Below are 17249 nucleotides of genomic sequence, written 5' to 3'. Positions count from 1 at the left end.
CCTGCCGCTGACGTTACGCCATCAAACTTCGCTGAAGTAACCGCTGACCGGCGCACTGCTCAGATGCTCGACGATAAGGCTCCACTGACCGCTCGAGATCATCTGCTCGACGTGGGTGCCGTGCACTTCCCGCGAATCCCAGGCTTCCACCAGCGTGAACGCGAGTGGATCTTCCAAGTGGTTGAGGATCCTGACTGTTTGGCAACCGTCCACCTTCGGCAGATTGAGCTTAACGTCGTTCATGATGTCCTTGAACGATTGCAGCTTTTCTTCTTTGACATTGAAGCTGATGACAAGATTGACGGACATATTAGTTCTCCAGTTTTATTCAACTAAAAACAACTTCGTCGATAGCAGGAACAGTCGATCGCTGATTCGACCTGGCGCAAATAGTTCGCCATGCAAGCAACCACTCTATATAGGGTTAAACAATGAAAATGATTGAAAATGTTTAAAAATGCGCGATTCCAGTCACTCTTGGTTTTTTCTTGCGGGGCAGCCGATGGCATACGCCGCCTACGGGAACAAAGAGTCCGGCGTGGTTCAAATGCGTTCGAAGTTGGGTGACACGGGCGAGCGGTATACGTCCACTAAAGCAATTGAGCCTTGATGATTTGACAGTCCGTGATTCGCTCTCTGGGTGACTGATCTGCCGGACGGCTGGCAAACCACGCATCAAGACCTGAAAAAGAGTAGCCGGCATCTAAATGTATTCGCGGGTGGCCATATTGCTGATTCCCGCGCAGGCATCCATTCAGTCACGGCCCTTGCAGCCTCGACGTGCGGATTAACCTGCCCACCCTTCAGCCCCATTGCCCGGCAATGGAGCTGACTCCCCTACCCCATCCAGCGGCCTAGAAGTAAGTGGTCGCCCCCGCGAAGAACGCCCGTCCAGGGACGTAGAAATTGGTCGATCCGTCCCGCAGGTCCTTGTCCATCAGGTTCTGTACCCCGCCGTTCAGGGTCAGCCACTGGGTCACCGCCAGATTCGCCGTCAGGTCGTAGGTGGTGTAGGACTGCACGAAGTCATTGCCCAAACCCCGCTGCTTGCCAACGTGCTGCGCCGACAGCTCAGTGCTCAAACGGTCGTTGATCTGCCAGTCCAGCGCACTGAATGCCGACAGTTTGGGTGAGCTGATCAGATCTTCGCCGGTGCTCAGGTTCCGGCTTTCCAGCATGTAGGTGGCGTTGGTGCGCCACGTCACGGAATCACCCAGCGGCACCCGGGCGGTGCCTTCCCAGCCACGGGTGCGGGCCTTGTCGACGTTTTCCAGCATGGTCCACCAGCGGCCCTGGTACTGGCCCAGCGGGCCGTATTCGATCTTGTCGGTGAAGTCGGTGTGGAAGTAGGTCAGGCCGGCCTCCCAGCCGTCATGATCGAACGACAGGCCAATTTCCTTGTTGGTGCTGGTTTCCGGTGTCAGGTTCGGGTTGCCCGCCATCCAGCAACTGCCGCCGCCATAACCCAACGGACGCAACGAACCACAACCACGGCCTCCGGACTCGGTCGCCGCACCCGCACTGCCTTCCTTCAGGCTCGGCGCACGAAAGCCCTTGGACACACCGCCACGCACGGTCCAGTCCGGATGCGGGTGATAGACCACGTAAGCCCGCGGACTGTTGTGGTTGCCGTACTTGTCGCTGTGGTCGAAACGGTTGCCCAGGGTCAGGGACAGGTTGTCCAGCAGGAACAGTTCATCCTCGATAAAGGCCGCCGAATAATCGCCCTTCAAGGTCGAGCCATTGACCGGCGCGCCCTGGTAATCCACGGGCACGGTACCAAGGGTGTTGGTGTTGGTCAGTTCCTCACGCTTCCATTGCCCGCCCAGCGTCAGGCGCTGGTCCACCAGCAGTTCGAAGGGCATGTTGAGGCTGCCTTCGACGATCTTTTCTTCGGAGTTGGCCTTACCCACATCCAGGTCGTTGCGGTACTTGTTCAGGTAGGCATCGAGCTTGGAGGTGCCGAAACTCCAGTCGCCGCTGTGGGACAGGATGTAGCTGTCGCGGGTCAGGCGGCTGGGGCCGAAGGCGCCACCAATGGTTTCGTCCCAATCACCAAAGGTCTTCTTCGATGACCAGGCATGCTCAACGCCATGCACCGCCTCGAAGGACAGGCTCTGCGCTTCGTTGATCTGCCAGTCCAGCAGGGCATTGACGCTCTGGTCCTTGGAGCCGCCGGCGCCGTCGTCGTACATGAAATCGCCCTGGGCATCGCGCCGCGCCGCGACCTCATCCGCCGCCCGCCGCGTCACGTTGGCGCCCAGGCGCAGGCCCAGGGACTCGGTCAACGGGCCCGCCGCATTCACGCTGTACTGGGTGGTCTGGCCCCGGTCGGAGTCCTTGGGCACGGTGATGTTGGTGCTGGCCGAACCGGTCCAGGTGCGCGAGACCTTGCGCGTGATGATGTTGATCACCCCGCCCATGGCGTCCGAGCCATACAACGATGACATCGGCCCCCGCACGATCTCGATGCGCTCGATCATGTTCGGCGAGATCCAGTTCAGGTCCTGGCGCGCCAGGTCGCGGCGATAACTCAGGTCGGCGGAGCTGCCGACCCGTTTGCCGTCCACCAGAATCAGCGTGTACTTGTCGTCCAGGCCCCGCAGCTTGATCTTCGACTGCTCGCCCACCGGGCCGAAACCACCGGTCACGCCCGGCACCCGGCGCAGCAGGGTGTTGAGGTCGTAGACCGGCTGGCGCTCGATTTCCTCACGGGTAATGACGCTGACGCTGGCCGGAGCATCCTTGAGGTCTGTGGCGCCGCCGGTAGCGGTGACAAACGCAGTGTCCAGTTCCAACGGCGCCGGCTTGGTCTCTTCTGGCGTCGCGCCGGCCTGCGCCAGCGGAGGCAACAGGCCGACACCGGCGCTGAGCAGAAGCGAATGGAACAGGCAGGAGCTGACTTTCATGACAAACGATCCTTGTCGATTCAATGCACCTTGGTGGTGCATCAAGGGAGAGGGGATCGAAGTGTAATGCTAATAAATATCATTTAGAAACAGGAATGTTTCTCGACCGATACCTTTCGGCCCCTGCCCCTGTGCAAACACGGCCCCGCCACCACCCCCTTTCGCGAGCGATGACAAGGCCGATGCCGACACCGCCGAAGGCTCAGCAGACGTCTTCGTAAGGCAGGCCCACATAGTTCTCGGCAATGTTCACCAGGCCCGCGTGGGAATTGAGGAAATACTCGCGATCGGCCTCCTGCATCTTGTGGTCCCAGGCGTCCTGCTGCTCGCCGAAATCGTGCAGCAGGTTGGTCATGAACCAGCTGAAACGCTCGCCCTTCCACACCCGGCGCAAGGCCAGCTCGGAGTACTTGTCCAGCAGTTCGGTACGCCCTTCGCGGTAGACCTTGACCAGGATCCGGTACAGGTAGCACACGTCGGAGGCCGCCAGGTTCAGGCCCTTGGCGCCAGTGGGCGGGACAATGTGCGCGGCATCGCCGACCAGGAACAGCTTGCCGTACTGCATCGGCTCCACCACGTAGCTGCGCAGCGGCGCGATGCTTTTCTCCAGCGCCGGCCCGGTCACCAGATCCGCCGCCACCTCCGTCGGCAGACGGGCCTTGAGCTCGTTCCAGAAGCGTTCGTCGGACCAGTCCTCGACCTTGTCGCTCAGCGGCACCTGCAGGTAGTAACGGCTGCGGGTCAGGGAGCGCTGGCTGCAGAGCACAAAGCCGCGCTCATGCTGGCCGTAGATCAGCTCGTGGTTGACCGGCGGCGTATCGGACAACAGGCCCAGCCAGCCGAAGGGGTACTCGCGCTCGTAGTGAGTCAGCACCTGCTCGGGAATGCTCTTGCGCGCCACGCCATGAAAACCGTCGCAGCCGGCGATGTAGTCGCAATCGATGCGGTGCTGCTGGCCGTCCTTTTCGTAGGTGAGGTAGGGCTGTGCGCCCTTCATGTCATGGGGCTGCACCTTGTCCGCGGAGTAGATGATCGGCGCCCCGCAGGCAGCGCGGGCCTCCATCAGATCACGGGTGACTTCGGTCTGGCCGTAGACCATCACCGTCTTGCCACCGGTCAGGGCCTTGAGGTCGATGCGCACGCGCTTGCCGCCCATTAACAGTTCCACCCCTTCGTGGACCAGGCCTTCGGCGTCCATGCGCTGGGCCACACCGGCCTCGCGCAGCATGTCCACGGTGCCCTGTTCGAGCACCCCGGCGCGGATGCGGCCGAGCACGTAATCCGGGGTCTGGCGCTCGACAATCACCGTGTCGATGCCGGCCTTGTGCAGCAGTTGGCCCAGCAGAAGGCCGGAAGGTCCAGCGCCGATAATCGCAACCTGAGTTTTCATTGTTGTCGTCTCTCAAGGGCATTCCAGTCACCGTGCAGGCGAAATCCGGAATTTATGGTTATTGTTGTACCCCTGCATTTTTGCCGACAAAAATCGCAGTAAATGGTGATAAACCGACGTAAAAATGCACTTTTGCAAACAGCGTTCGATTATCGAGCACTCCAGCCACCCCGTCGCGACAGGTCGCCTCCGATGAAAGCCAGCCGCTCCAGCATCCCGGTGTTCAAGCTCTATGGGGAAAACCAGGCCTGGCCGACCCCGGACCTGCTGCACTGCGAATCCATTCCCAAGCGCAGCAGCCTGCACCATTGGGAGATCAAGCCGCACCGTCACGCCGACCTCTACCAGTTGCTCTATGTGCAGCGCGGCCAGGCCCTGGTGGAAGTCGAGGGACGGCGCCAGGACGTGCGCGAAGCATCGATCCAGGTGGTGCCGCCGCTGATGGTCCACGGCTTTCAGTTCTCGGAAAACATCCAGGGTTACGTGCTGACCCTGGGCGCGCCTCTAGTGGCCCAACTGGAAGCGCAACTGGGCGCGCCCCTGGCCGTGCTCGCGTCTTGCGCCTGCTACCCGGTGGGCCGTGACCGCCACAGCCTCAACACCCTGTTCAAGGCGCTGATGGATGAATACGAAGGCAGCGCCGCGGCCCGCGACCTGTTGCTGCATTCGCTGGTCAACGTGCTGGTGGTGTGGATCAGTCGCCGTGGCCAACAGAACACCCCGCCGAGCAACCGCGGCGAGCGCAATCAGCAGTTGTTGGGGCATTTCATCAAGCTGGTGGAGCGCCACTATCAGGAACACCCCACGGTGGAATCCCTGGCCCATCGCATCGGCCTGTCCAGCGTGCACCTCAACACCCTGTGCCGGGAGCTGGCCGGGCAGAGCGCGCTGCAGATGCTCCACCAGCGCCTGATGCTGGAAGCCAAGCGCGGGCTGATCTACACCAACATCAGCATCAGCCAGCTGTCGGACAACCTGGGGTTCAGTGACCCGACCTACTTCTCGCGCTTCTTCAAGCGCCTCAGCGGCCAGTCGCCCAATGCCTTTCGCCAGAGTGCCGGGCAAGCCCCCAGCGGTCGCTGAGCCGACGCGAGTTTTGTGCAGCTCGCCGATTTCTCTTAACAAATCTCGCCACACGCCGCCGACGGCCCTCGCCAATCCCGTCGCGAATTCTTATATGTGATTGATTTAAAACGATAAATTAAAAATAAAAGGATTGGCACGCTAGTTGAGACGCTCTGCCAGCGCCTCAGGAGCCCTCCTCCTGCCAGCGCTCCCATAACAATAAGGCAGACCTTCTCATGCATCAGACCTCCTCGCGCCTGCGCGTTCTTGCACTCACCTCCAGCCTGCTGTTTGGCGCCCACACCTCATGGGTGCAAGCCAGCGAAGGCGGCGTGTCCTCCTGGCCCATGGGCATCGAACTCTACGGCATGGGCATCCTGCCGCCGCCCGGCACCTATGCCCAGGTCTTCGTCGGCAACTACCTGGCCGACAGCCTGCGGGACAACGCGGGTCACCGCGCGGCCAGCATCGACTTGCGCGTCACCAGCGTGGTGCCACGTTTTGTCTGGGTGACCGAGCAAGAAGTGCTGGGGGGCAATCTCGGTTTCCACGCCCTGCTGCCCCTCAACGACATGCGCCTGAACATCAAGAACGGCCCCCACGATCACAAGCGCGGGATAGGCGACGCCCACCTCGGCCCGGTGCTGGGCTTTCATCACAGCGACAAGTTCCACAGTGCCCTGGGGGTCGATTTCGTGTTGCCCAGCGGCGGCGAATACGACAAGGACGACCTGATCAACCTGGGCAACCACTACTACACCGTGCAAGCGGTGTATGCCATGACCTACACCGATCCGCAGGGTTTCAACGCCGATGTGCGCCTGATGCACGACTACAACTTCGAAAACCGCGCCACCCACTATCAGTCCGGACGCGAGCTGCACGCCGACTACAGCCTCGGTTGGGGGCTGGACAACGGCTGGGTGATCGGCGTCGGCGGGCACGCCTATCAGCAGATCAGCGACGACAAGTGCAGCGTCACCGATTGCGCCGCCGCGGCCCAGGTGCAAGCCAGTGATGGCAATCGCGGACGCTCGTTCTCCATCGGCCCGGCGGTGCAATTTCGCAGCAAGAGCGGCTGGTCGTTGAGCGCCAAATGGCAGGACGAGTCGGCGGTGCGCAACCGCGCCGAGGGCCAGACCTACTGGCTGAAATTCACCACCGCGCTCTGAATCGACAGACGCTGAATCAACCCCCGTTGAATCAACGCCCCCTGAACCGCCGAACGCCGCGCCCGCTGCTGCCGAAACGCAGCAGCGAGCCGGTTCAACGGCCCTTGAGGCGATAGCTGACCTGAGCCCGGCTCATGCCGAGCATCTGCGCCGCCGCGGTGATGTTGCCCCCGGAGCGCTCCAGGGCCAGATGCACCAGGCGCAATTCGATCTCTTCCAGCGAGGTGCTCAAGGCCGGCGCCCGGCCGGAGAGAAAGGCCTGCAGGCTGGCCAGCTCCGGCTCCTCGAGCGGCGCCTCAGCCGCCCTGGCCGCCGCTGAAGAGGGCGCTGGCTCACGCAGCGTCGGTGGTGACAGGCGCCCGTCGGCGTTCAAGCCAATGGCAACCCCCGCCAGGGGCGTTCCCGCTTCGCTCAGGTGCACCACATCGATGATTTCGCCGTCGCCGGCGGCAATCACGCCGCGCTCGATGAGGTTCTGCAACTCGCGGATATTGCCGGGGAAGCGATAGGTCAGCAGCGCATTCACCAACCGCGTGCTGCAACCCGCCGGCTGACGCCCGTGGCGCTGGCTGAAGCGGTGCAGGAAGTAACTCAGCAGCAGGGGAATGTCTTCGCGGCGCTCGCGCAGAGGCGGCAGATGAATGGGAAACACATTCAGGCGATAGAACAGGTCCTCACGAAAGCGCCCGGCCTCCACTTCGCGCCGCAGGTCGAGGTTGGTCGCCGCGATCACTCGCACATCCACCCGCAGCGGCTCGCTGCCCCCCACCCGCTCGATCTCGCCTTCCTGCAAGGCCCGCAGAATCTTGCTCTGGGCCGAAAGGCTGAGGGTGGCGATCTCATCGAGAAACAGGGTGCCGCCATGCGCCCGCTCGAAGCGCCCCGGCCGCGAACGGTCGGCGCCGGTAAAGGCCCCCCGCTCGACGCCGAACAGCTCGGCCTCCACCAGGTTTTCCGGCAGGGTCGCGCAGTTCAGCGCCACCAGGGGCTGCTGCCGACGGCTGCTGGCCTGATGCAGATTGCGCGCGAACAACTCCTTGCCCACCCCCGACTCTCCGGTCAGCAGCACCGTGGCCTGGGTCGGCGCCACCCGCTGCAACAACTGGCTGGCGGCCACAAAGGCCGCCGAGATGCCGACCAATTGCTGTTCGCCGGGCGATACCGGTAGCTCGGCGACCTGGGTCTGTACCCCCGAGGCATAAGCGCTGCGACTGAGAAAATCCCCCGGGTCGAGGTACATCAGGTCGACGTCGATGTCCTCCCACAGCTGCGCCGGCTTGCCGACAATCCGACAGGCCGGCTGCCCCATCGAGCGGCATTCCAACTCGCGAAACACCACCAGCCGCCCCAGCAGCGACGAGGCGTAGCCACTGGCATAGCCGATCTCCATCCAGCACGCCGGCTCGCCGCCCAGGCCATAGGCGGCGATGTGCTCGTCGTCTTCCAAGGAGTTGTGCCAGAGAAACTCCGAATAGAAATGGCCGATGCTGGAGTCGATCTCGAAGCGCACCACCTCGACATTGACCATGCCTTCGAGCATGTGCAGGCGCGGCCCGGCGCTGTAGAGGCTGGCGTGATCGCCGTCCGGCCACTGCTCGCTGACCTGGGCCGCGTCCCGGGCCCCGGCCTGCCAGCCGATGCGCGTGATCAGGCCACGGGCCTTGTCGAAGCCCAGGGCCTCGATCAATTCACGACGGATCGAGCCGAACGCCGACCCCTGCATCAGCATCATCCGCTGCCCACACAGCCAGATGCTGCCGTCCTGGGGGGCAAAGGCCACGGTCTCGGCCAGTTGCTCGGCCGAAGGCAGGCCGCTGGCCTCGAATTGACTGGTGCGATCGACGATCAGGCGCTTTTGCCGCCCCAGCATCTGCTTGAGGAAGTCTTCATCCGCAGGACGGCCGGGCTGGCTGGAAGGAGAACGAGTCATGGGCAATCAACAGGCTGCTCAGGGGCCTTGCAGTATGCCCCGGCGCTTTGCCGGGTCAATCGCCGTCCCTCCTGGCCGCAGGCGATGCGCAGATTCTGGCCGGTAACCGCACAGTTTCCGCAGGCGCCCCGGGAGTGCCGAGCTTTCGACGCCCTTGCGACTTCTCTGCATAAATTTCCGCAGTGCGCCCCGCACGACGGCCCTCCCGGCAACCCGGGCAATCATCTAATCAATTGTTTTAAAACAATATTTTCACGAAAAACGACCGTGGCACGATAGTTGTTATGCACAGGCAGACGCTCATCCATAACAAGACAACAGGTGACCTTGCCATGCTTTCTGCCTTCCTCCCGCCTCCCCCGCCCTGCCCCTCACACCTGCGCCACGACCCATTGCGCAACGCAGCCCGTCTCGGCTGAAACGCCGCCCTGGCGGGCACCCATCCCTACCCTCAAACGCCATCGGCTTGATTGCTGACAGCCGAGCCATGGCCACGAACAAGAGAGCACCCCATGACTGCGACTCGACCTGCCTATCAACACCTGGAACTGCAGCCCATCGCCGGACAATGGCGCGCCGGCAGCAGCGGCCAAGCGCTGGCCGTCCTCGACCCGTTCACCGAGCAATGCCTGCTGCAGATCAGCCTGGCCAACCGCCAGGACCTCGACCAGGCCTACGCCAAGGCCCGCCAGACCCAGGCCCCATGGGCCGCCAGCGCGCCTGCCCAACGCAGCCAAGTGCTGCTCAACGCCGCGCGGATCTTCGATGAGCGCCGCGAGGAAATCATCGGCTGGCTGGTCCGCGAGTCCGGCAGTACCCGGATCAAGGCGCAGATCGAATGGGGCGCGGCCCGCGCCATCATCGTCGAAGCGGCCAGCCTGCCCAGCCGGGTCCACGGGCGGATCGTCGCCTCCAACGTCCCCGGCAAGGAAAGCCGCGTCTACCGCAAGCCCCTGGGGGTGATCGGGGTGATCAGCCCCTGGAACTTCCCCCTGCACCTGAGCGCCCGCTCCCTGGCGCCGGCCCTGGCCCTGGGCAACGCGGTGGTGATCAAGCCCGCCAGCGACACCCCGGTGACCGGCGGACTGCTGCTGGCGCGGATCTTCGAGGAAGCCGGCCTGCCCGCCGGGGTGCTCAGCGTGGTGGTCGGCACCGGGGCGGAAATCGGCGATGCCTTTGTCGAGCACCCGGTGCCGGCATTCATTTCCTTCACCGGCTCGACCCAGGTCGGCCGCAACATCGGGCGCATCGCCAGTGGCGGCGCGCACCTCAAGCATGTGGCCCTGGAACTGGGGGGCAACAGCCCGTTCGTGGTCCTGGCCGATGCCGACCTGGAACAGGCGGTGAACGCCGCGGTGGTGGGCAAGTTCCTGCACCAGGGGCAGATCTGCATGGCGATCAACCGCATCATCGTCGAACAGCCAGTGCTGCAAGCCTTTACCCAACGCTTTGTCGAACGGGTCAAGGCCCTGCCCCATGGCGACCCGAATCTGCCGGCCACGGTGGTCGGCCCGGTGATCAACCACAAACAGCTGGCCGGTCTGCAGGACAAGATCCGCCTGGCCCTGGCCGAAGGCGCGACCTTGCTAGTGGGTGGCCCGGCTTCGGGCAATGTGCTGCCGCCCCACGTGTTCGGCGACGTGCACGCCGACATGGAAATCGCCCGCGAAGAAATCTTCGGCCCCCTGGTGGGCATCCAGAGCGCGCGGGATGCCGAGCACGCCCTGGAGCTGGCCAATGCCAGTGAATACGGCCTGTCCAGCGCCGTGTTCAGCGCCAACCCGGAGCGTGGCGTGCAGTTCGCCCAGCGCCTTCATGCGGGGATGAGCCACGTCAACGACATGCCGGTCAACGATGAGCCCAACGCGCCCTTTGGCGGCGAGAAGAACTCGGGCCTGGGCCGTTTCAACGGCGACTGGGCAATCGACGAATTCACCACCGACCACTGGATCACCCTGCAACACACACCGCGCCCCTATCCGTTCTGAACAGGGCGCCTGTCCACCGAATCACCCCATAACAATACGGAGTACGCAATGTCCTCGCTCCTTGACAGCCCAACTGTGAAACGAAGCCTTGCCCTGTGCCTGAGCCTGCCCCTGGCGGTGCTGGCGACAACGGCCGCCGCCGATGGCGACGGCGTCTGGAAAAGCGGTGAAAACGTATACGCCAAGGTCTGCGGCCACTGCCACGAAAAGAACGTCGGCCCGCAGATCAAGGGACGCCAACTGCCAACGCCCTACATCACCGCGGTGGTGCGCAACGGCTTTCGCGCGATGCCGGCCTTCCCGGCGTCGTTCATCGACGACAACGCCTTGCAGCAGGTCGCCGACTACATCTCCAAAGCCCCGGCCACGGCCGCCCAACCCTGAGGAGACGCCCATGAACATTGAACGTCGCTCGTTGCTCAAGGGCATGGCCCTGGGCGGTCTGGCCAGCGTCGCAGTGACCGGCCCGGGCCTGAGCCTGGCCAACGGCGTACTGGGCCCGTCCGCGGGCAGGCGCCTGCCCACCCTGGCCCTGGTCAGCGCCGCCGTCGCCGACTCGGCTTTCGTCCAGGGAATCAACGCCAGCTCGGTGGCGCGCCAGGTCAGCGTGCAACGCTGGGAGGCCAGCCTGGCGTCGATCCAGGCGCTGCAACAACGCCTGGGCAGTGGCCAGCGGCAACGCATCATCGGCCTGCTGGACGATGCCAGCGCCGCGCTGGTGCTCGACCAGGCCCGCAGCGCCGGAGCCCGGGTGCAATGGCTCGGCCAGCACCACAGCGATGCGCGGACCTCGCGCCACCAACTGCTGGGCACCACGGCCGCCCATGGCTGCGCCTTGCAACTGGGCCTACAACTGAACGCCTGTGGCGCCGGTTTCAGCCTCAGCGAGCAGCGCCTGCTGGCACAGCCGGCGTTCCAGGCCGGCGCCCGCGCTCGCGACCCACGCAGCGCCGAACAATGGGCCGCCACCCTGGGCTACAGCCTGGCCGAACTGGCCAGCGGCCGTCTCGGCCAGGCGCCGTTGGCCAGCCCCCGGGCCGTGCCATTGAGCGGCCATTTCGTTTCGTTCTCGATTGAGGCTTGAAGGAGCTGATCCAATGACTGAGCAAACCCAGAAGCCACTGTTGCCCCGGGGCGTGAATGCAGCCCACTTCAACCAAGCCATCGCCCAGTTCCGTGCCCTGCTGGGGGACGAGAACGTGCTGGTCAAGGACGACCAGCTGGTGCCCTACACCAAGATCATGATGGCGGTGGACACCGCCGAGCACATGCCCTCGGCCGCCGTCACCGCCACCAGCGTCGAGCAGGTGCAAGGGGTGGTGAAGATCTGCAACGAGCACAAGATTCCGGTCTGGACCATCTCCACCGGCCGCAACTTCGGCTACGGCTCGGCAGCGCCCGGCCAGCGCGGCCAGGTGATTCTCGACCTGAAGAAAATGAACAAGATCCTCCACGTCGACCCGCAATTGTGCACCGCGCTGGTGGAGCCCGGAGTCACCTACCAGCAGCTCTACGACTACATCCAGGAACACAACCTGCCGCTGATGCTGTCCTTCTCGGCGCCCTCGGCCATCGCCGGTCCCCTGGGCAACACCATGGACCGCGGCGTCGGCTACACCCCCTACGGCGAACACTTCCTCATGCAGTGCGGCATGGAGGTGGTGCTGGCCAACGGCGACGTCTATCGCACCGGCATGGGCGGGGTCAAAGGCGACAACGCCTGGCAAGTATTCAAGTGGGGCTACGGCCCGACCCTGGACGGCATGTTCACCCAGGCCAACTACGGCATCTGCACCAAGATGGGCTTCTGGCTAATGCCCAAGCCACCGGTGTTCAAGCCGTTCGAGATCAAGTTCGAGAACGAGTCGGACATCGCCGAGATCGTCGAATTCATCCGCCCGCTGCGCATCGCCCAGGTGATTCCCAACTCGGTGGTGATCGCCGGCGTGCTGTGGGAGGCCGCCACCTGCAACACCCGCCGCGCCGACTACACCCAAGAGCCGGGCGCCACCTCCGAGGCGATCCTCAAGCAGATCCAGAAGGACAAGAACCTCGGTGCCTGGAACGTCTACGCCGCCCTGTACGGCACCCAGGAGCAGGTGGACGTCAACTGGAAGATCGTCAATCAGGCCCTCAAGGCCCTGGGCAAGGGACGCCTCGTCACCCAGGAGGAAGCCGGTACGACCCAACCCTTCCTGTATCGCTCGCAACTGATGTCCGGGGTGCCCAACCTGCAGGAATTCGGCCTGTACAACTGGCGCGGCGGCGGTGGCTCGATGTGGTTCGCGCCGGTGAGCCAGGCCCGCGGCAGCGAGTGCAACAAGCAGCAGGCCCTGGCCAAGCGGATCCTCAACAAGCACGGCCTGGACTACGTGGGCGAATTCATCGTCGGCTGGCGCGACATGCACCACGTGATCGACGTGCTGTACGACCGCAGCAACCCGGAGGAAACCCGCCGCGCCAACGCCTGCTTCGCCGAACTGCTGGATGCGTTCGAACAGCAAGGCTATGCCGTGTACCGGGTCAACACCGCCTTCCAGGAGCGGGTGGCGCAGAGCTACGGCCCGGTCAAGCGCAAGGTCGAGCACGCCATCAAGCGCGCCCTGGACCCGAACAACATCCTTGCCCCGGGCAAGTCCGGGATCGACCTGGCCAACCCTTTCTAAGTCGCTGACACGCCCCGTCGGCAGTACGCCACGGGGCCCATTGAACCACAGGAAAACCCATGAAGTACACCCCACTGCTCGCAGCCCAGGCGCTGCTGCTGGCCGCGCCACTGGCCCTGGCCGACGGCGACGCGGTCCTCGGCAAGGCCCTGTTCAGTGCCCAATGCGGCTTTTGCCACAGCACCGAGAACGGCAAACACCTGATGGGCCCCAGCCTGCACCAAGTCTTTGGCCGGGCCAGCGGCCAGGCCCCGGGCTTCAGCTATTCCAGCGCCCTGCAAGGCGCTGGCCTGCAATGGAACGACGCCAGCCTGGAGCGCTGGCTGAGCAACCCGGCGACCCTGGTGCCGGGCAACAACATGATGTTTCCCGGCCAGCCCGATCCACAGAGCCGGCAGCACCTGATTGCCTACCTGAAAAGCCTGCACTGAGGCCGCAGGCAGCGACGCCTCAACTAGCACTGCGCTGAAACGAAAACGCCCGGAGCATGGCCCCGGGCGTTTTTTTACGTGTCGAACAACCGCGCGTCAGGCTTTGCGGGTACGCGGCAGGAAGATCGCCAACACCCCGAACAGCGGCAAGAACGAGCACAGGTAATACACGTACTCGATGCCATGGATGTCCGCCAGGTGCCCCAGCAGCGCCGCGCCGATCCCGCCAAAACCGAACATCAGGCCGAAGAACACCCCGGCGATCATGCCGACGTTGCCCGGCACCAGTTCCTGGGCGTAGACCACGATGGCGGAGAACGCCGAGGCCAGGATGAAGCCGATCACCACGCTGAGGACGCTGGTCCAGAACAGGTCGACATGGGGCAGCAACAGGGTGAACGGTGCCACCCCGAGGATCGAGAACCAGATCACCGCCTTGCGCCCGATCTTGTCGCCGATCGGCCCGCCGAAGAAGGTCCCCGCCGCCACCGCGCCAAGGAACAGGAACAGGTGCAGTTGCGAGCTGGCCACCGACAGGTCGAACTTCTCGATCAGGTAGAAGGTGAAGTAGCTGGTGAAACTGGCCATGTAGAAATACTTGGAGAACACCAGCAGCCCGAGGACCACCAGGGCGCTGATCACCCGGTTCCTCGACAGACCATGGGTCGCCGCCTGGCCCTGCTTGAGCTTGTGCAGGCGCAGGTGGTTGGCGTACCAGCGGCTGATGGCGTAGAGCACCACCAGGGCAAACAGCGCGAACAGGCCGAACCAGGCCACATTGCCCTGGCCGTAGGGAATGATGATCGCCGCGGCCAGCAAGGGGCCGAACGCGGTGCCGGCATTGCCGCCGACCTGAAAGCTCGACTGCGCCAGGCCGTAGCGCCCGCCGGACGCCAGCCGGGCGACCCGCGAGGCTTCCGGGTGGAAGGTCGAGGAGCCGATGCCGATCAACGCGGCCGCCAGCAGGATCAGGGCAAAGCTGCCGACCTGGGACATCATCAGGATGCCGATCAGGGTGCAGATCATGCCCGCCGGCAACAGGAACGGCAGCGGCCGCCGATCGGTGTAAAAGCCGACCCAGGGCTGCAACAGCGAGGCCGTGAGCTGGAAGGTCAGGGTGATCAGGCCGACCTGGGTGAAGCTCAGGCCATAGTTGCTCTTGAGCATCGGGTAGATCGCCGGCAACACCGCCTGGATCAGGTCGTTGATCAAATGGGCCAGGGCCACCGCACCGATGATGCGCAGGACCAGGGGGTTGCTTTGCGAAGCAGGAGAGGCCGTCGTTGCGACGGTCTGAGGGTTGCTGCTAGCCATAGGATTTTCCGTACAACGGGTGGGTGCACAGGGGCAGGTGCGCCAATGTGCCATTTTTCAGTGCGCTCGCGCCATCCCATTAGCTTGCTAACGACTTTGCCCAGCCGACTGATAGCCCATCGCCATGGTCTGAATCTTGCTCCTGCCGCCACACCAACCCGACGCCCTTACCCAGGGTGGCGAAAATGGGAAGTAACGCTACAGCGCCGGCAGGATCCTGGCGCCGGTTGCACACTTTCCGAGGCGATTTTACGAGGGCACAGGGTCCGGGCCAGCCGCCTCGACCGCACGCCAATGGTGCGTGGTGCCCAAAGGAGCAGTAGTGCATGCATCTATTTCTGGCACCGGGCATGGCGTTGTTGGGGCGTTTTGGCTTCGCTCGCAAATTCCAGCTGTTGTTTCTGCTGTTCATCCTGCCGCTGCTGGGCAGTCTGTGGATGATCGGCCAGGACTACCGCGACAGGCTTGGCCTGATGGCCACCGAACGTTCCGGGATCCGCCAACTGCAAGCCCTGGATACCCTGGACAACCTGCTGACCGCGCAGCGTGATCGGGCCGCCCGCTGGCGCGCCACCGAGACCAACCGCCAGCCGACGCCGGCGACCCTCGCCGCGGTGGCGGCGTTCGATGCGGTCCAGCCCGGCCTGCTCCAGGCCAGCGAAGAGCTGGGCAACGCCCTGCACCAGGCCGGCGCCGAGGACGACACCCTCGCTCGCTACCGGGCGCTGCAAGGCAGCCTGCAAGGGCTGGACTCGAAAAGCCTGGCCAGTGTCGGCTGGTGGCCGGACGGCTACGAACGCTTCACTTCAGCCCTCGGCGCCCTGCAGGCGCTGCGTGAGCAGATCGCCATGGACAGCCGCCTGACCCTGGCCCCCTGGCTGGAGACCTACCTGTTGACGCAGATTGCCACCCAGCATGCCCCGGACCTGATCGAGCGGGTCGGGCGCCTGGCGGCGGTTGGCCAAGCCTCGGTGGTATCGGGCCAGTTCACCCTGCAAAGCCGTCTGCAACTGCGGGACTTGCGCAGCCGCATCGGCGATGCCCGAGAACAACTGAGCAAGACCGGCAGCCTGCTGGAAGCCCGCCTGCCCAGCGAACTGCAAGCCTGGGCCGGGCGCTATCACGACAGCCTGAAGCAGCTGGATGAACAGTTGAAAGTGCTGGACGACGGCCTGTTCGCCGGCAACATCAACCTCAAGCCGGAACCCTTCGAACAAGGCCTCGATGCCCTGCTGGGCCAGCTGGCGAGCTTGCGCCAGGACTCCCTCGGCGCCCTCGACAGTCGCCTGGAGCACTACCAGGGTTCGGCCCTGCGCCAGCTGATCCTGGTGGCCACGGTGCTGGGCTGCCTGGTGCTCGCCGCGCTGTACCTGTTCGTCTGCCTGCAAGCCTCGATCCGCCGCAGCGCCAGCGGCATCACCCTGCTGGCCGAAGCCCTGCGCGATGGCAATCTGTGCCTGCAAGTGCCGGTACAGGGCCGCGATGAGCTGGCGCTGATCAGCACCGCGCTGAACGTGGCCGTGGTGCAACTGCGTGGCAGCCTGCAAGGAGTGGATCACGAAACCCTGCAACTGGGGGATGCGGTGCGCAGCCTCAACCAGCACGCCAGTGGCGCCCTGAGCGAAGTCGAGGCCCAGCAACAGCAGATCAGCCAGATTGCCGCCGCCGCCACGCAACTGGCCGCCACGTCCCAGGGGGTCGCACAGAGCTGCGAACAGGCCTCCGACAGTGCCCAGCAGACCCGACGCATCGCCAGCGACAGCAGCCAAGACAGCCAGCGCACCACCGCCAGCATCCAGCAACTCAACCAGCGCCTGAACGACACCGCGGCCGCCCTGGGCCGGGTCAGCGAGCAAGGGCAGCAGATCCAGCTGGTGGTGGACACCATTCGCGGCGTGGCCGAACAGACCAACCTGCTGGCACTGAACGCCGCCATCGAAGCGGCGCGCGCCGGGGAGCAGGGCCGGGGCTTTGCCGTGGTCGCCGACGAAGTGCGCAGCCTGTCGCAACGCACCCAGTCGTCCACGGCGCAGATCGCCGCCACCGTGGACAGCCTGCGCAGCACGGTGAATGAAGCGGTGAGCCTGATGGAGGCCGCTTGCGGCCAAGCCCAGAGCGACGCCCAGTCGGTGACCGGCCTGGGCCTGCGCCTGGTGGAGATCGCCGATGCAGTGCAAGGGGTCAGCGACACCCTGGCGCAGATCGCCACCGCCGTGGAAGAACAGGCCTGCACCGCCGATGAAGTCAGCAGCAACATCCAGCACGTGGATCAGGCGGCGGTGCGCCTGCTGGAGGGGGCCCGGGCAGTGAACCTGGCCGCGGACAGCCTGAACCAGGGCAGTCGGGCCCTGAGCGTCAACACCGGGCGCTTCCAACTGGCCTGA

Annotated in this window: 13 protein-coding genes; 8 read left to right on the top strand and 5 right to left on the bottom strand. The window is 64.4% G+C overall.

Annotated features, from left to right (window positions below):
• Positions 1–21 precede the first annotated feature (21 nt).
• The 3 genes from ACMGG8_RS09250 to pobA form a co-directional block, all read right to left on the bottom strand.
• Positions 22–309, bottom strand: a complete 288-nt coding sequence (locus ACMGG8_RS09250) for a putative quinol monooxygenase (protein ID WP_414159491.1) — start codon at positions 307–309, stop codon at positions 22–24.
• 545 nt (positions 310–854) lie between these two features.
• The gene (locus ACMGG8_RS09245) at positions 855–2909 is read right to left on the bottom strand and encodes a TonB-dependent receptor domain-containing protein (protein ID WP_414159490.1); all 2055 of its coding nucleotides are present in this window, start codon (positions 2907–2909) and stop codon (positions 855–857) included.
• A gap of 202 nt (positions 2910–3111) precedes the next feature.
• On the bottom strand, positions 3112–4299 hold the full coding sequence (pobA, locus tag ACMGG8_RS09240) for a 4-hydroxybenzoate 3-monooxygenase (RefSeq protein ID WP_060841034.1): 1188 nt from the start codon (positions 4297–4299) through the stop codon (positions 3112–3114).
• Positions 4300–4491: 192 nt separating this feature from the next.
• Here pobA and ACMGG8_RS09235 point away from each other — a divergent pair, with 192 nt between their 5' ends.
• Both ACMGG8_RS09235 and ACMGG8_RS09230 read left to right on the top strand, forming a co-directional pair.
• Positions 4492–5382 carry a helix-turn-helix domain-containing protein gene (locus tag ACMGG8_RS09235; RefSeq protein WP_414159489.1) on the top strand — a complete coding sequence of 297 codons (891 nt, stop codon included), beginning with the start codon at positions 4492–4494 and terminating at the stop codon, positions 5380–5382.
• A gap of 218 nt (positions 5383–5600) precedes the next feature.
• Positions 5601–6536, top strand: a complete 936-nt coding sequence (locus ACMGG8_RS09230; protein WP_414159488.1) for a transporter — start codon at positions 5601–5603, stop codon at positions 6534–6536.
• Between the two features lie 94 nt (positions 6537–6630).
• On the opposite strand, the gene ACMGG8_RS09225 is transcribed toward ACMGG8_RS09230, so the two are convergent.
• Positions 6631–8466 (bottom strand): sigma 54-interacting transcriptional regulator, encoded by a 1836-nt coding sequence (locus tag ACMGG8_RS09225; protein ID WP_414159487.1) that lies wholly within the window; start codon positions 8464–8466, stop codon positions 6631–6633.
• A 512-nt stretch (positions 8467–8978) separates the two neighbouring features.
• Here ACMGG8_RS09225 and ACMGG8_RS09220 point away from each other — a divergent pair.
• The 5 genes from ACMGG8_RS09220 to ACMGG8_RS09200 are packed head-to-tail and all read left to right on the top strand — an operon-like array spanning position 8979 to position 13551.
• Positions 8979–10454 carry an aldehyde dehydrogenase family protein gene (locus ACMGG8_RS09220; RefSeq protein ID WP_414159486.1) on the top strand — a complete coding sequence of 492 codons (1476 nt, stop codon included), beginning with the start codon at positions 8979–8981 and terminating at the stop codon, positions 10452–10454.
• A 48-nt stretch (positions 10455–10502) separates the two neighbouring features.
• Complete coding sequence (locus ACMGG8_RS09215) at positions 10503–10838, top strand: c-type cytochrome (RefSeq protein ID WP_060841039.1); 336 nt, start codon at positions 10503–10505, stop codon at positions 10836–10838.
• 10 nt (positions 10839–10848) lie between these two features.
• Positions 10849–11538: a hypothetical protein gene (locus ACMGG8_RS09210; protein WP_414159485.1), complete on the top strand. Its 690-nt coding sequence runs from the start codon at positions 10849–10851 to the stop codon at positions 11536–11538.
• Between the two features lie 13 nt (positions 11539–11551).
• The gene (locus ACMGG8_RS09205; protein WP_108545208.1) at positions 11552–13120 is read left to right on the top strand and encodes an FAD-binding oxidoreductase; all 1569 of its coding nucleotides are present in this window, start codon (positions 11552–11554) and stop codon (positions 13118–13120) included.
• A 59-nt stretch (positions 13121–13179) separates the two neighbouring features.
• Entirely contained in the window at positions 13180–13551 is a 372-nt protein-coding gene (locus ACMGG8_RS09200) for a c-type cytochrome (protein ID WP_108545207.1), read from the top strand.
• A gap of 96 nt (positions 13552–13647) precedes the next feature.
• On the opposite strand, the gene ACMGG8_RS09195 is transcribed toward ACMGG8_RS09200, so the two are convergent.
• Positions 13648–14865 carry an MFS transporter gene (locus ACMGG8_RS09195; RefSeq protein WP_414159484.1) on the bottom strand — a complete coding sequence of 406 codons (1218 nt, stop codon included), beginning with the start codon at positions 14863–14865 and terminating at the stop codon, positions 13648–13650.
• Positions 14866–15191: 326 nt separating this feature from the next.
• Here ACMGG8_RS09195 and ACMGG8_RS09190 point away from each other — a divergent pair, with 326 nt between their 5' ends.
• Entirely contained in the window at positions 15192–17249 is a 2058-nt protein-coding gene (locus ACMGG8_RS09190; protein ID WP_060841044.1) for a methyl-accepting chemotaxis protein, read from the top strand.

Source organism: Pseudomonas sp. BNK-45 (assembly GCF_047456255.1).
Lineage (GTDB): Bacteria > Pseudomonadota > Gammaproteobacteria > Pseudomonadales > Pseudomonadaceae > Aquipseudomonas.
This window is presented reverse-complemented; position numbering and strand designations above follow the sequence as displayed.

What these genes read in the sequence shown, in the direction of transcription:
- ACMGG8_RS09250 (WP_414159491.1), bottom strand. Translation starts at nt 309, where the DNA reads ATGTCCGTCAATCTTGTCATCAGCTTCAATGTCAAAGAAGAAAAGCTG.
- ACMGG8_RS09245 (WP_414159490.1), bottom strand. Translation starts at nt 2,909, where the DNA reads ATGAAAGTCAGCTCCTGCCTGTTCCATTCGCTTCTGCTCAGCGCCGGT.
- pobA (WP_060841034.1), bottom strand. Translation starts at nt 4,299, where the DNA reads ATGAAAACTCAGGTTGCGATTATCGGCGCTGGACCTTCCGGCCTTCTG.
- ACMGG8_RS09235 (WP_414159489.1), top strand. Translation starts at nt 4,492, where the DNA reads ATGAAAGCCAGCCGCTCCAGCATCCCGGTGTTCAAGCTCTATGGGGAA.
- ACMGG8_RS09230 (WP_414159488.1), top strand. Translation starts at nt 5,601, where the DNA reads ATGCATCAGACCTCCTCGCGCCTGCGCGTTCTTGCACTCACCTCCAGC.
- ACMGG8_RS09225 (WP_414159487.1), bottom strand. Translation starts at nt 8,466, where the DNA reads ATGACTCGTTCTCCTTCCAGCCAGCCCGGCCGTCCTGCGGATGAAGAC.
- ACMGG8_RS09220 (WP_414159486.1), top strand. Translation starts at nt 8,979, where the DNA reads ATGACTGCGACTCGACCTGCCTATCAACACCTGGAACTGCAGCCCATC.
- ACMGG8_RS09215 (WP_060841039.1), top strand. Translation starts at nt 10,503, where the DNA reads ATGTCCTCGCTCCTTGACAGCCCAACTGTGAAACGAAGCCTTGCCCTG.
- ACMGG8_RS09210 (WP_414159485.1), top strand. Translation starts at nt 10,849, where the DNA reads ATGAACATTGAACGTCGCTCGTTGCTCAAGGGCATGGCCCTGGGCGGT.
- ACMGG8_RS09205 (WP_108545208.1), top strand. Translation starts at nt 11,552, where the DNA reads ATGACTGAGCAAACCCAGAAGCCACTGTTGCCCCGGGGCGTGAATGCA.
- ACMGG8_RS09200 (WP_108545207.1), top strand. Translation starts at nt 13,180, where the DNA reads ATGAAGTACACCCCACTGCTCGCAGCCCAGGCGCTGCTGCTGGCCGCG.
- ACMGG8_RS09195 (WP_414159484.1), bottom strand. Translation starts at nt 14,865, where the DNA reads ATGGCTAGCAGCAACCCTCAGACCGTCGCAACGACGGCCTCTCCTGCT.
- ACMGG8_RS09190 (WP_060841044.1), top strand. Translation starts at nt 15,192, where the DNA reads ATGCATCTATTTCTGGCACCGGGCATGGCGTTGTTGGGGCGTTTTGGC.